Raw genomic sequence first — 15,362 nt, 5'->3', positions numbered from 1 at the left:
TGACGCAGTGTTGCCCCGACCCGAGAAAGGTGGTAAGTCGATGAATCCCTTCGAGGACCCCGACGCGATGTACCTGGTCCTGGTCAACGACGAGGGCCAGCATTCGCTCTGGCCGGTCTTCGTGGACGTGCCGGACGGTTGGAACGCGGTGTTCGGTGAGGCTGGACGCCAGGAGTGTCTGGACTACATCGAGAAGTCGTGGACCGACATGCGGCCCAACAGCCTGATCGCTGCCATGGAGAAGAAGTAGCAGGTAACTGCTACCGGTCGGTGGCACTGGACATTCTCTGATATCAGTACGGACGTATCAGGAGATTCACGAGGCACAGCCCGTGGATCTCCTGGTACAGGTTTACGGGGGAGTGTCCACGCTGGAGCAATGGGAAGAATTCCCGTGGCGGCGTGGTGAATAGCGGTGGGTCTCACTGCTCGCGCCTCTTCGGTCGCCGCATCGGGCCGGCGTAGCGCCGATGCGTAAGGAGACGCACTGATGATTCCGTTGTCGTTCGCGCAGCGCCGGTTGTGGTTCCTGGCCCAGTTGGATGGGCCGAGCCCGACATACAACATTCCGATGGTCACGCGGTTTGACGGCGACGTGGACGTGGCCGCCCTCGACGCGGCGCTGCGGGACGTGGTCGTCAGGCACGAGTCGCTGCGAACCGTCTTCCCCGCCGTCGACGGCGAGCCGTACCAGCAGATCGTGGACGCGCGCGAGCTGGACTGGCGCCTCGAGGTCGTCCGGACAACCGCCGAAGAGCTCGACGACGCGACGGCGCAGGCGACCCGCCACGCGTTCGACCTCTCCGCCGAGGTGCCGATCCGGGCCTGGTTCTTCGACGCCGGCCCCGCGCAACGGGTGCTGGTGCTCGTCATGCACCACATCGCCAGCGACGGATGGTCGCGCGGGCCGCTGGGCCGGGACCTGGCTGTGGCGTACGCGGCGCGGTGCCAGGGCGAGGAGCCCGGCTGGGAGCCGCTGCCGGTGCAGTACGCCGACTACACGCTGTGGCAGCGCGAGCTGCTCGGCGACGAGACCGACCCGAGCAGCCGGCTCTCCGCGCAGGTCGGGTACTGGCGCGACGCGCTCGCCGGCGTGCCCGAGGAGCTTGTGCTGCCGGCGGACCGGCCGAGGCCGCCGATGGCCAGCGACCGCGGCTACCGCGTGCCGTGGCATGTGGACGCCGGCGTGCACCAGCGGCTCGCGGACATCGCCCGCGCCGAGGGTGTCACCCCGTTCATGGCGCTGCAGGCCGCCCTGGCCATGCTGCTATCCCGCCTCGGCGCGGGAACCGACATCCCGATCGGCGCGCCGGTCGCCGGTCGCACCGACGAGGCGATGAACGACCTCGTCGGCTTCTTCGCCAACACGCTCGTGATCCGCACCGACCTGTCCGGGGATCCGGCCTTCCGCACGGTGCTGGCCCGGGTGCGCGCGGCGACGCTGGGCGCGATGGCGCACCAGGACGTCCCCTTCGAACGGCTCGTGGAAGAGCTCGCGCCGGTCCGCTCCCTCGCCCGCCACCCGCTCTTCCAGGTCATGCTCACCACGGTCCAGAACGTGGAGCACGCCGCGCTCGACCTGCCCGGCGTCCGCAAGGAGAGCGGCCTGCCGGCAATCGACTCGACCGAGCTGGCACCGGCGAAGTTCGACCTCGACGTCGTGGCCGCCGAGTCCTTCGACGGCCAGGGCCGTGCGGCCGGGCTGCGCGGCGTGCTGACCGTCGCCGCCGACCTCTTCGACCCGGCGACCGGCGAGCGCTTCGCCACCTGGTTCGCGCGGGCGCTGGACGTCCTCACGACCGCCCCCGACGCGCCGCTGCACACCGTCGACGTGCTCGACCCGGCCGAGCGCGACCTGCTCCTGCACGCGTGGAACGACACCGTGGCGGCGCTGCCGGACACGACGTTTCCGGCGCTGTTCGAGGAGCAGGTCCGGCGTACCCCGGACGCGACGGCGCTTGTCTTCGGCGACTCGTACCGCGGCTCGTACGCGGAGCTGAACGCGGCGGCGAACCGGCTGGCCCGGTACCTCATCGGTCGCGGCGTCGGACCCGAGTCGGTGGTGGCGCTGGCGTTGCCGCGCTCGGCCGACATGGTGGTTGCTCTGCTCGCGGTGTGGAAGGCCGGCGGCGCGTACCTGCCGATCGACCCGACCCTGCCCGCGGGGCGGGTGGAGTTCCTGCTGGACGACGCGGCTCCCACGCTGGCGTTGACCACTGTGGACAGTGTCAACGTGCACGCGGCGCTGGACAGCGTGGGCGGCGTGGGCCGCCTGGTCCTGGACGCCGCCGAGACCTCGGCCACGCTGGCCGGGCAGTCCGCCGCCGACGTCACGGACGCGGACCGGCTGGGTGTGCTCAGCGGCAGCAGCCCCGCCTACGTGATCTACACGTCGGGTTCGACCGGCACGCCGAAGGGTGTGCTGGTGGAGCACCGGGGCGTGGTCAACATGTTCGCCCACCACCGCGGCGAGTACGTGGCGGCGGCCGGGATGCGGCTGCGGGCCGCGCTGAGCGCGTCGTTCTCGTTCGACACCTCGCTCGAAGGCATCCTGCTGCTGGGCGACGGCCACGAGCTGCACGTCCTGGACGACGAGGTGCGGCTGGACCCGCGCGAGTTCGTCGAGTACGTGGTCGACCGGCGGATCGACTTCCTGGACGTGACCCCGTCGTACGCACAGCAGCTCGTACCCGCCGGCCTGCTGACCGACCCGCGGCACCGCCCGCGCGTCGTGGCGCTGGGCGGTGAGGCGGTCGAGGAGCCGCTGTGGCGTGACCTGGCAGCCGCCGAGTCGATCGGGTTCAACCTGTACGGGCCGACGGAGTGCACGGTCGACGCGCTGTCGGTGCGGGTGGAAGGGCCGACCGCGCTCGTTGGCCGGCCGCTGCGGAACACCCGCGCCTTCGTGCTCGACGACGGCCTCGCGCCGGTGCCGGTCGGGGTTCCGGGCGAGCTGTACGTCGCCGGTGTCGGGCTGGCCCGCGGATATGTGGGCCGGGCCGCGCTGACCGGGCAGCGCTTCGTCGCCTGCCCGTTCGGCTCCGGTGAGCGGATGTACCGCACCGGTGACCTGGTCAAGTGGACAGTGGACGGCCAGCTCGTCTTCCTGGGCCGGGCGGACGAGCAGGTCAAGATCCGCGGGTTCCGGATCGAGCCGGGCGAGGTCGAAGCCGTCCTGCTCACCCACGCCGACGTCGCGCAGGCGGCCGTCATCGTGCGCGAGGACACCCCCGGCGACAAGCGCTTGGTCGCCTACGTGGTGCCGGCCGGCGGCGAGGTCGCCACCGGCGAGCTGCTGGCGCTGACCGGGCAGCGGCTGCCGCAGTACATGGTGCCCTCGGCGATCGTCACGCTGGCCGAGCTGCCGCTGACCGCCAACGGCAAGCTGGACCGCAAGGCGCTGCCGCTGCCGGAGTACGCCACGGGTGCCGGCAGGGCGCCGGCCACCGTGCAGGAAGAGCTGCTGTGCGACGCGTTCGCGCAGGTGCTGGGGCTGGACACGGTCGGCGTCGACGACAGCTTCTTCGGCCTGGGCGGCCACTCGCTGCTCGCGGTGCGGCTGATCTCCCGCATCCGGGCGGTGCTCGGCATGGAGCTGCCGCTGCGGATGCTGTTCGAGGCGCCGACCGTCGCCGCCCTCGCCGCCAGGCTGGTCGGCGCCGGCAGCGACAGGGTGCGACCCGTGCTGCGCGCCGCCGCGCGGCCCGAGCGGGTACCGCTGTCGTTCTCGCAGCGGCGGCTGTGGTTCCTCGGCCAGCTCGAAGGCCCCAGCGCGACCTACAACCTGTCGATGGTGGCCCGGCTGGGCAGCGGCGTCGACGCGGCGGCGCTGGACGCGGCGCTGCGCGACGTGATCGCCCGCCACGAGCCGCTGCGCACCGTCTTCCCCTCCGTGGACGGCGAGCCGTACCAGCACATCCTCGACCCGGCCCAGCTCGACTGGCGGCTCGAGGTCGTCAAGGTCGCGGCGGACGGGCTGCCGGCCGCGATCGGCCAGGTGACGCGGCACGCGTTCGACCTGTCGGTGGAGGTGCCGGTCCGGGCGTGGCTGTTCGACGGCGGGTCGGGCGAGCACGTGCTGGTGCTTGTGGTGCACCACATCGCGGGTGACGGTTGGTCGGGTCGGCCGCTGACGCGGGACCTGTCCGCGGCGTACGCGGCTCGGGTCGGCGGGAAGGCGCCGGTCTGGGAGCCGCTGCCCGTGCAGTACGCGGACTTCGCCATGTGGCAGCGGGAGCTGCTGGGCGAGGAAGGCGACCCGGAGAGCCTGCTGGCCGAGCAGGTCGGGTACTGGCGGGAGGCCCTCGCCGGCATCCCGGAAGAGCTTCCGCTGCCGCACGACCGGCCCCGCCCGCAGGTGGCCAGCTACCGCGGGTACAGCGTGCCGCTGCAGGTGCCGGCCGACGTGCACCAGCGGCTGGGAGAGCTGGCGCGCGCCGAGGGCGTGACGCCGTTCATGGTGCTGCAGGCGGCTTTGGCGGTGACGCTGTCCCGCCTCGGCGCGGGTGACGACGTGCCGATCGGTTCGGCCATCGCGGGCCGTACCGACGAAGCCCTGGACGACCTGGTCGGGTTCTTCGTCAACACGCTCGTCATCCGTACGGACCTGTCGGGCGACCCGGAGTTCCGGCAGGTGCTGGCCCGGGTGCGGGAGACGACGCTGGGCGCGCTGGCGCACCAGGAGGTGCCGTTCGAGCGGCTTGTCGAGGAGCTGGCGCCGAGCCGGTCGCTGGCCCGCCACCCGCTCTTCCAGGTGCTCCTCACGCTGCACAACACGGCCGAAGCGGTGCTCGACCTGACCGGCGTCGCCGCCGAGCCGATGTCGACGGTCCGCCCCGCGGCGCGGTTCGACATGGATGTGATGGTGGGTGAGGTCTTCGACGGCGAAGGCCGCCCCGCCGGGCTGCGCGGGTCGGTGACCGTCGCGGCGGACCTGTTCGACGAGTCGGCCGCGCAGCGGTTCGCCGGCTGGTTCGCGCGCGTCCTCGACGTGGTGACCGCGTCGGCGGCCGTGAAGGTGCACACCGTCGACGTGATCGACCCGGCCGAGCGCGACCGGCTGGTGCACGGCTGGAACGACACCGCGATCCGGGTGCCCGACGTCACCGTCACCGACCTCTTCGAGCGCCAGGCCGCGCTCGCGCCGGACGCGGCGGCCGTGGTCGCCGACGGGTCCGAGGTCACCTACCGCCAGCTCGACGCGGCGGCGAACCGGCTGGCCTGGTACCTGCGCCGCGAAGGCGTCGGCGCCGAGTCGGTGGTCGGACTCTGTCTGCCCCGCGGCATCGAGATGATCACCGCGATCCTCGGCGTGTGGAAGGCCGGCGCGGCCTACCTGCCGGTCGACGGTGCGCTGCCGGCGGACCGGATCGGGTTCATGCTCGCCGACAGCGGCGCCCGGCTGGTGCTCGCCGCCGACCCGGCCGGCCTGCCCACCGGGGTACCTGTCGTGCGGCTGGACGACGCCGTGCGCGGCGAGGGCCCGGAGACGCCGGTCGGCGTGCGCTCCGAGCCGGGCAACCTGGCGTACGTCATCTACACCTCCGGCTCGACCGGCACCCCCAAGGGTGTCGCCGTCACGCACGGCTCCCTGGCCAACTACGTGTCGAGCGTCTCCGACCGTCTGGAGTGGACCGGGCAGGACAGCCGGTACGCGCTGCTGCAGGCCCAGGTCACCGACCTCGGCAACACTGTCGTGTTCGTCTGCCTCGCCACCGGCGGCCAGCTGCACATCCTGGACGAGCAGGCGGTCGTCGACCCGAACGCGGTCGCCGGCTACCTCGCCGAGCAGCGGATCGACTACGTCAAGGCGGTGCCGTCGCACCTGGCCGCGCTGTCGGCCGGCTCCTCGATGACCGCGGTGCTGCCGCGCCGTTCCCTTGTCCTGGGCGGCGAGGCCGCGCCCACCGGCTGGCTGCGCGAGCTTGTCGCCGCCGCCGACAGCGACGGCCGGGCGGTGTTCAACCACTATGGACCGACCGAGACGACGGTCGGCATCGCGACCACCCGGCTGACCACCGGGGTACTGGACGGGACAGCGGCGCCGATCGGTTCGCCGATCGGCAACACCCGCCTCTTCGTGCTCGACAGTGGACTCGCGCCGGTACCGGTCGGCGTCGCCGGAGAGCTCTACGCGGCCGGCGCGGGGGTGGCTCGCGGCTACGTGGGCCGCTCCGCGCTGACCGGCTCCCGCTTCGTCGCCTGCCCGTTCGGCACCGGCGAGCGGATGTACCGCACCGGCGACCGTGCGAAGTGGACACCGGACGGGCAGCTCGTGTTCCTGGGCCGCGCCGACGAGCAGGTGAAGATCCGCGGCTTCCGGATCGAGCCGGGCGAGATCGAGGCGGTGCTGCTCGGCCACAGCGAGGTGACCCAGGCGGCGGTCATCGTCCGCGAGGACGTCGCCGGCGACCGGCGACTTGTCGCGTACGTCGTGGGTAGTGCCGGTGAGCAGGAGCTGAAGGCGTTCGTGGGCCAGCGGCTGCCGGAGTACATGGTGCCGTCGGCGATCGTGACGCTGCCCGCGCTGCCCCTGACCGCCAGCGGGAAGCTCGACCGCAGGGCCCTGCCCGCACCGGAGCAGGCCACCGCCAAGCGGGCACCGTCCAACGAGCGGGAAGCGGCGCTGTGCGAGATCTTCGCGCAGGTCCTCGGCGTGGACGAGGTCGGCGTCGACGACAACTTCTTCGACCTGGGCGGCCACTCGCTGCTCGCGATCCGGCTGCTGTCCCGCATCCGCGCCAAGCTCGGCGCCGAAGTCAAGATCCGGATGCTCTTCCAGGCGCCGACCCCGGCCGGCCTGGCGGAGCGGCTGGCCGAGCCGCGGGTCGTCGAGCGGGCCCGACCGGCGCTGCGGGCCGGCAAGCGCCCCGAGCGGGTACCGCTGTCGTTCGCCCAGCGCCGCCTGTGGTTCCTGGCCCAGCTCGAAGGCCCGAGCCCCACGTACAACATCCCGGCGGCCGCGCGGCTGACCGGCGCGCTCGACGCCACCGCGCTGGAGGCGGCGCTGCGGGACGTGATCGCCCGCCACGAGCCGCTGCGCACGGTCTTCCCGTCCGCGGACGGCGAGCCGTACCAGCACATCCTCGACCCGGACGCGCTCGACTGGCAGCTGCAGGTCAGCCGCGTCGCCGCCGAGGACGTGCCCGGCGAGCTGGAGCGGGCGGCGCGGTACGCATTCGACCTGACGGCCGAGGCGCCCATCCGGGCCTGGCTCTTCCAGTGCGGCCCGGACGAGCACGTGCTCGCCCTGGTCCTGCACCACATCGCCAGCGACGGCTGGTCGCGCGCCCCGCTGATGCGGGACGTGTCCGCCGCGTACGCCGCCCGCCTGCAAGGACAGGCGCCGGTGTGGGGCCCGCTGCCGGTGCAGTACGCGGACTACGCGCTGTGGCAGCGCGAGCTGCTCGGCGACGACAGCGACCCGGAGAGCCTGCTCTCCAAGCAGGTCGCCTACTGGCGGCAGGCGCTCGCCGGGGTACCGGAGGAGCTGGCGCTGCCGCACGACCGGCCGCGCCCGCCCGTCGTCGGACACCGCGGCTACCAGGTGCGCTTCGACGTGCCGGCGCAGGCACACCAGCAGCTTGTCGACCTGGCCCGCGCCGAGGGCGCGACGCCGTTCATGGTGCTGCAGGCCGCCCTCGCGGTGACGCTGTCCCGCCTCGGCGGTGGTACCGACATCCCGATCGGCTTCCCGATCGCCGGCCGTACCGACGAAGGCATGAACGACCTGATCGGGTTCTTCGTCAACACGCTGGTGATCCGCACCGACCTGTCCGGCGACCCGGAGTTCCAGCAGGTGCTGGCCCGGGTCCGCGAGGCTAGCCTCGGCGCGATGGCCAACCAGGACGTGCCGTTCGAGCGGCTCGTCGAAGACCTGGCACCGATCCGGTCGCTGGCCCGGCACCCGCTGTTCCAGGTGACGCTGACCGTGCGGAACACCGACCGCGGCGCGGCGGACTTCCCCGGCGTACAGGCGCACCCGGCCACCGTCGACGGACACACCACCACAGCCCGGTTCGACCTGGAGGTCGCGGCCGGCGAGACGTTCGACGAGGACGGCCGGCCGGCGGGCTTGCAGGGCTCGCTCACCGCGGCCGCCGACCTGTTCGACCTGGCCACCGCGGAACGCGTCGCGCGCTGGTTCGCCCGCGTCCTCGGAGTGCTCGTCGCGAACCCCGGCGTGCGGCTGCACGCGGTGGACGTGCTTGACGCCCAGGAGCGGGACCGGACGCTGCGCGGCTGGAACGACACCGCGACCGCGGTGCCGGACGGCTCGATCGTGGGGCTGTTCGGCCGCCACGTCGCGGCCACGCCGGACGCGGTCGCCGTGGTCGCCGGCGGGGCGGAGCTGACGTACGCCGAGCTTGACGCGCGGGCCGGCAAGCTCGCGTGGCACCTGCGGGAGCGGGGCATCGGCGCCGAGTCGCTCGTCGCGATCTGCCTGCCCCGCGGCGCGGAGATGATCACCGCGATCATGGCCGTGTGGAAGGCAGGCGCCGCGTACCTGCCCGTCGACGTGGCGCTGCCCGCGGAGCGCGTCGAGTTCATGCTCGCCGACAGTGGCGCTCAGGTCGTCATCGCCAGCCACGCCGCGGGTGAGCCGGCCGGGACCGGCCAGCTGCCCGTCTTCTGGCTCGACGAGCCGCGGGCGGAGCCTGCCCAGGCGGCTCCCGTCGTGGCGACGCACCCGGCCGGGTTGGCCTACGTGATCTACACCTCCGGCTCGACCGGTACCCCGAAGGGCGTCGCCGTCACGCACGGCGGCCTGGCCAACCTCGTGGCGGTGTTCGCGCCGGTGGCCGGGCTGGCACCGGGCGTGGGCATGCTGCAGTTCTCGTCGTTCAGCTTCGACGCCTCCGTGCTGGAGATGGGCCTGGCGCTGTCGTCGGGCGCGTCGCTGGTCATGGCCGGCGAGGAGCAGCGCGCGCAACCGGGACTGCTGCGGGAGCTGACCGGCGTCCGGGTGGCGTTCGCGCTGCCGTCGCTGCTGAAGGTCCTGCAGCCCGAAGACCTGGCCGGCGTCGAGACGCTGATGGTCGGCGCCGAGCCGGTCGACGAGTCCATCGCCCGTACCTGGTCGGTCGGGCGCCGCCTGATGAACATCTACGGCCCCACCGAGGCGACGGTCATGGTCGCCGGCGGTGTCGTGGACGGGCAGCGGCAGGGGTTGGTGCCGTTCGGCGGCCCGATCGGCAACTGCCGCGTGTACGTCCTCGACGACGGCCTCGCGCCGGTGCCGGTCGGGGTCGCGGGCGAGCTGTACATCGCGGGTACCGGCGTCGGCCGCGGCTATGTCGGCCGGGCCGCGCTGACCGGGCAGCGGTTCGTGGCGTGCCCGTTCGGCACCGGCGAGCGGATGTACCGCACCGGCGACTCGGTCAAGTGGACCGACGACGGGCAGCTGATCTACCTCGGCCGCGTCGACCAGCAGGTGAAGATCCGCGGCTTCCGGATCGAACCGGGCGAGATCGAGAGCGTCCTCGAAGCACACGCCAGCGTCGAGCAGGCTGCGGTCGTCGTGCGCGAGGACAACCCCGGCGACCTGCGCCTTGTCGCGTACGTGGTCGCCGCCGCCGGGGCCACGGGCGTCACGGACAGCGCGCTGAAGGCGTTCGTCGGCCAGCGCCTGCCCGAGTACATGGTGCCGGCCGCCGTGATGGTGCTGCCCGAGCTGCCGGCGACGGTGAGCGGAAAGCTGGACCGCAAGGCGCTGCCCGCACCCGAGTACACCTCCGGCGCCGGCCGCGGCCCCAGCACCGTGCAGGAGGAGATCCTGTGCGCGGCGTTCGCCCAGGTGCTGGGCGTGGACACCGTGGGTGTCGACGACAGCTTCTTCGTCCTCGGTGGACACTCGCTGCTCGCGGTGCGGCTGATCTCCCGCATCCGGGCGGTGCTCGGCGTCGAGCTGCCGCTGCGGGTGCTGTTCGAGGCGCCGACCGTGGCGGGGCTCGCGTCCCGGCTGGCCGCCATGCAAGGCGACCGCGTGCGCCCGGTGCTGCGCGCCGGCGAGCGGCCGGAGCGGGTACCGCTGTCGTTCGCGCAGCAGCGCCTGTGGTTCCTGGCCCAGCTGGAGGGTCCGAGCCCGACGTACAACATCCCGACCGTTGTGCGGCTCGGCGAGGGCTTGGACGTGGCCGCCCTCGACGCTGCCCTGCGCGACGTGATCTCCCGGCACGAGTCGCTGCGGACGGTGTTCGCCGTCGCGGACGGCGAGCCGTACCAGCGGGTCCTCGACCCGGCCGAGGTCGACTGGCGGCTTGAGGCCGTCCAGGTCGGCGCCGGCGAGCTGGACGAGGCGGTCGCGGCCAGTGTGCGGCACCCCTTCGACCTGTCGGTGGAGGTGCCGGTCCGGGCGTGGCTGTTCGACGGCGGGTCGGGCGGGCACGTGCTGGTGCTTGTGGTGCACCACATCGCGGGTGACGGTTGGTCGGGCCGGCCGCTGACGCGGGACCTGTCCGCGGCGTACGCGGCTCGGGTCGGCGGGGCGGAGCCGGCGTGGGAGCCGCTGCCCGTGCAGTACGCGGACTTCGCGCTGTGGCAGCGCCAGTTGCTCGGTGACGAGAGTGACCCGGAGAGCCTGCTGGCTGAGCAGGTGGCGTACTGGCGGCAGGCGCTGGCGGGTGCGCCGGAGGAGTTGGCGCTGCCGCACGACCGGTCCCGGCCGGCGGTGGCGAGCCACCGCGGTCATCGGGTACCGGTGGAGGTGCCGGCCGAGGTGCACGAGCGGCTTGTGGCGCTGGCGCGGGCCGAGGGCGTGACGCCGTTCATGGTGCTGCAGGCCGCGCTCGCGGTGCTGCTGTCCCGCGTGGGCGCCGGCGACGACGTGCCGATCGGCTCGGCCATCGCGGGCCGCACCGACGAAGCCCTGGACGACCTGGTGGGGTTCTTCGTCAACACCCTCGTCATCCGCACGGACCTGTCGGGCGACCCGGAGTTCCGGCAGGTGCTGGCCCGGGTCCGGGAGACCACGCTGAGCGGGTTGGCCCATCAGGACGTGCCGTTCGAACGGCTTGTCGAGGAGCTGGCACCGAGCCGCTCGCTGGCCCGGCACCCGCTCTTCCAGGTCATGCTCACGCTGCAAAACCTCGAACGGGCCTCGCTGGAACTGCCGGGCGTGGTCGGCGCCCGGAGGGTGGCACCCGGCGACTCGGCCACCGCGGCGGCCCGGTTCGACCTGGACTTCAGCCTGGGCGAGGCGTTCGGCGACAACGGCCGCCCCGCCGGCCTGCGCGGTGTGCTGACCGTGGCGGCGGACCTGTTCGACGTCTCGTCGGCACAGCGGTTTGCGGGCTGGTTCGCGCGGGTGCTGGACGTGGTGACGGCTTCGGCCGCCACCCGGTTGAGCGCGGTCGATGTGCTGGATGCGCCGGAGCGCGAGCGTGTGGTCAGTGTCTGGAACGACACGGCGATGCCGTTGCCGGTGTTGGCCACGACGCGTGAGTTGATCGTGGAGCGTGCGGTGTCGCGGCCGGACGCGGTGGCGGTGGTGTGTGGCGGGAGTCGTTGACGTATCGCGAGCTGGTGGAGCAGGCCAGCCGGCTTTCGTGGGAGCTGCGGGAGTTCGGGGTCGGGCCGGAGTCGATTGTCGCGCTGTGTCTGGACCGTGGTGTGGACATGGTGGTCGCGATGTTGGCGGTGTGGCAGGCCGGCGCCGCCTATCTGCCGCTGGACCCGGACTATCCGACCGATCGCCTGACTTACACGCTCGCGGACAGTGGGGCGTCGGTGTTGCTGCGGCACGCTCACGTGTTCGACAGCGACACGGTGGCGACGGTGACGTTGGACGATCCGCAGGTGCGGGCGCGGATCGCGTCCCGCCCGGCCACACTCCTCGACATGCCGTCGTCCGGTGACCGGTTGGCTTACGTCATTTACACCTCGGGCTCCACCGGCCGGCCGAAGGGTGTGCAGATCACCCACCGCAACCTGGTCAACTTCCTGGTCGGTATGGCCCAGCGCCCTGGACTGTCCAGTTCGGATGTTCTGCTCGCGGTTACCACGTTGTCGTTCGACATCGCCGGCCTGGAACTGTTGCTGCCGCTGCTGGTCGGTGCCCGGGTGGTGGTCGCCGACCGGGACACCGCCCGCACCCCTGACGTGCTGGCCGGTGAGATCGTCCACCGCGGTGTGACGGTGATGCAGGCGACCCCAGCGACGTGGCAGATGCTCGTTGACGGCGGCTGGACCGGCGTTCCGGGCCTGCGGGTGTTGTGTGGTGGTGAAGCACTGCCGGCGACGTTGGCGGAGGCGTTGCTGGCCCGCACCGGCGGTGTGTGGAACATGTACGGGCCGACCGAGACCACGATCTGGTCCACCTGCCAGCCCCTTGAACACGGCGGCCCGATCCTGTTGGGCACGCCGATCGCGAACACCCAGGTGTATGTGCTGGATGCGCATTTGAAGCCGGTCCCGGCGGGTGTGGCGGGTGAGTTGTTCATCGGTGGTGACGGTGTGGCCCGCGGTTACCGGGGCCGGGCTGGGTTGACGGCGGAAAGGTTTGTCGCGGACCCGTTCGCTGGGGGTGGGGCGCGGCTTTATCGGACGGGTGACCTTGTTAGGTGGACCACCGGCGGGGAGTTGGTGTTCCTGGGGCGGATCGATCACCAGGTGAAGATCCGTGGGTTCCGGATCGAGTTGGGTGAGATCGAGACGGTGCTGCTGGCCCACCCGGGTGTGGTGCGGGCGGCGGTGCTGGCTCGGGAGGACACTCCGGGTGACAAGCGGCTGGTGGCTTACGTCGTCGGTGACGGGCTTGTTGAGCAGGAGTTGAAGGCGTTCGCTGGTCAGCGGTTGCCGGACTACATGGTCCCGGCCGCCGTCATGGTGTTGCCGGAGTTCCCGCTGACGCCGAACGGGAAGCTGGACCGTAAGGCCCTTCCGGTTCCGGAGTACACGGTCGGCGCCGGGCGGGCGCCGTCGAACGTGCGGGAAGAGTTGTTGTGTGCCGCGTTTGCTCAGGTGCTGGGTGTGGACGGGGTGGGTGTGGATGACAGCTTCTTTGTCCTGGGTGGACATTCGCTGCTCGCGGTGCGGCTGATCTCCCGCATCCGCGCCGTCCTCGGCGTCGAGCTACCGCTGCGGGTGCTGTTCGAGGCGCCGACCGTCGCCGGCCTCGCGGCACGGCTCACCGAGGCCGAGACCGACCCGCTGCGGCCGCTGCTGCGTGCCGGGGCGCGGCCGGAGCGGGTGCCGCTGTCGTTCGCCCAGCGGCGGCTGTGGTTCCTCGGCCAGCTGGAAGGACCGAGCCCCACCTACAACCTGCCGATGGCCATCCGCCTCGGCGACGGCATCGACGTGGCCGCCCTCGCCGCCGCGCTCCGTGACGTGATCGACCGCCACGAGCCGCTGCGTACCGTGTTCCCGGCGGTGGACGGCGAGCCGTACCAGCGGATCCTCGAACCGGCCGAACTCGACTGGAACCTGCAGGTCGTCCGGGTCGACGACCTCGCACAGGCGCAGGCACAGGCGGCGCGGTACGCGTTCGACCTGTCGAGCGAGGTGCCGGTGCGGGCGTGGCTGTTTGACGACGGGACCGGCGAGCACGTGCTCATGCTCGTCGCGCACCACATCGCCAGCGACGGCTGGTCCAGCGGCCCGCTGAGCCGCGACCTCTCCGTGGCGTACGCGGCCCGGCGCAACGGCGCGGCACCAGACTGGGAGCCGCTGCCGGTGCAGTACGCCGACTACGCCATGTGGCAGCAGGAGCTGCTCGGCGACGAGAACGACCCGGACAGCCTGCTGTCGAAGCAGGTCGGCTACTGGCGGCAGGCGCTGGCCGGCGCGCCCGAAGAGCTGATCCTGCCGCACGACCGCGCCCGCCCGGCCACGGCGAGCCACCTCGGCTACCGGGTGCCGCTGCGGGTACCGGCCGACGTGCACCAGCGGCTTGTCGCGCTGGCCCGGGCCGAAGGCGCGACACCGTTCATGGTGCTGCAGGCGGCGCTGGCCGTGACGCTGTCCCGACTCGGCGCCGGCACCGACATCCCGATCGGCGCAGGAATCGCCGGGCGTACCGACGAGGCGCTCGACAACCTGGTCGGCTTCTTCGTCAACACCCTCGTGATCCGCACCGACCTGTCCGGCGACCCGGAGTTCCGCCAGGTCCTGGCCCGGGTCCGCGAGGCCAGCCTCGGCGCGCTGGCGCACCAGGACGTGCCGTTCGAGCGGCTCGTCGAGGAGCTGGCGCCGTCCCGGTCGCTGAGCGCCCACCCGCTGTACCAGGTCGTGCTGACCCTGCACAACAACGAGCGGGCCGCGCTGGACCTCGACGTGCGCACCAGCGGCACGGCGGCCACCGGCGACAGCCCGGTGACGGTGGCGGCGCGGTTCGACCTCGACCTCGCCGTCGAGGAGAAGGTCGACGACAAGGGGCGGCCGGCCGGACTGCATGGCTCGGTCACCGTCGCGGCGGACCTGTTCGAGCCGGCCAGCGCGCAGCGCATCGCGAACTGGCTGGTGCGGGTGCTGGACATCGTGACCGCGGCGCCCGAGCTGCCGCTGCGCGCCGTCGACGTGCTCGACCCGCGCGAGCGGGACCAGGTGCTGCACCGGTGGAACGACACCGCCCAGGACGTGGCCCCCGCGACGTTCCTCGGCGTCTTCGAAGCACAGGCCCGGCGCACCCCGGACGCGACCGCCGTCACCGACGGCGGCGAGCGGCTGACCTACGCCGAGCTTGACGCGCGCGCCAACCAGCTCGGTTGGTACCTGCGCGAGCTGGGTGTCGGCCCGGAGTCGGTGGTGGCGCTGTGCCTGCCCCGCCGCGTCGAGATGATCGTGGCGATCGTCGGCGTGTGGAAGGCGGGCGGCGCGTACCTGCCGATCGACACGCACCTGCCCGCCGACCGGGTCAGGTTCATCCTCACCGACAGCGCGGCGCAGGTCGTCCTCGCGCGCCGCGAGGTGGGCGGGGCGCTGGAAGGCCTCGACGACCCGGCCGTCGTGTGGCTGGACGACCCGGAGCCGCTTGCCCGGCACCCGCGGACGGCGCCGCCCGCCGTGGTCGAGCCGGCCGGGCTGGCGTACATCATCTACACGTCCGGTTCGACCGGCACCCCCAAGGGCGTCGCGGTCGCGCACGAGTCGCTGGTCAACCTCGGCGCGGTGGCCGGGCCGGTCGCCGGCGTGCGGCCGGGCGTGGGCGTGCTGCAGTTCGCCTCGTACAGCTTCGACGCGTCGGTCCTGGAGATCGGCCTGGCGTACTCGTCCGGAGCCTCGCTGGTGATCGCCAGCGAGGAGCACCGGGCGCAGCCGAGCCTGCTGCGCGAGCTCACCGAGGCCGAGGTCGCGTTCGTGACGCCGTCGATGCTCAAGGCGCTGCAGCCGGCGGACCTCGCGCCGCTGCGCACGCTGCTGGTCGG

At 72.6% G+C, this 15,362-nt stretch carries 3 protein-coding genes (1 of these 3 only partly in view); all 3 read left to right on the top strand.

Annotated features, from left to right (window positions below):
• Positions 1-40: 40 nt before the first annotated feature.
• Positions 41-250, top strand: a complete 210-nt coding sequence (locus Phou_RS09770; RefSeq protein ID WP_173055493.1) for an MbtH family protein — start codon at positions 41-43, stop codon at positions 248-250.
• A gap of 240 nt (positions 251-490) precedes the next feature.
• On the top strand, positions 491-11,509 hold the full coding sequence (locus Phou_RS54380) for a non-ribosomal peptide synthetase (protein WP_173055491.1): 11,019 nt from the start codon (positions 491-493) through the stop codon (positions 11,507-11,509).
• Positions 11,506-15,362, top strand: the 5' portion of a protein-coding gene (locus tag Phou_RS09760; protein WP_173055489.1) for a non-ribosomal peptide synthetase. It continues 187 nt past the right edge of the window; 3,857 of the gene's 4,044 nt are visible here — the first part of the coding sequence; its start codon is at positions 11,506-11,508; its stop codon lies beyond the right edge, outside the window. Before Phou_RS54380 ends, Phou_RS09760 begins: the two co-directional genes overlap by 4 nt.

The organism is Phytohabitans houttuyneae (genome assembly GCF_011764425.1).
Classification (GTDB): domain Bacteria; phylum Actinomycetota; class Actinomycetes; order Mycobacteriales; family Micromonosporaceae; genus Phytohabitans; species Phytohabitans houttuyneae.
The sequence above is the reverse complement of the archived record's forward strand: the minus strand, read 5'-3'. Positions and strand labels throughout refer to the sequence as shown.

Coding starts and splice junctions, on each gene's coding strand:
- Phou_RS09770 (WP_173055493.1), top strand. CDS start 41: ATGAATCCCTTCGAGGACCCCGACGCGATGTACCTGGTCCTGGTCAAC.
- Phou_RS54380 (WP_173055491.1), top strand. CDS start 491: ATGATTCCGTTGTCGTTCGCGCAGCGCCGGTTGTGGTTCCTGGCCCAG.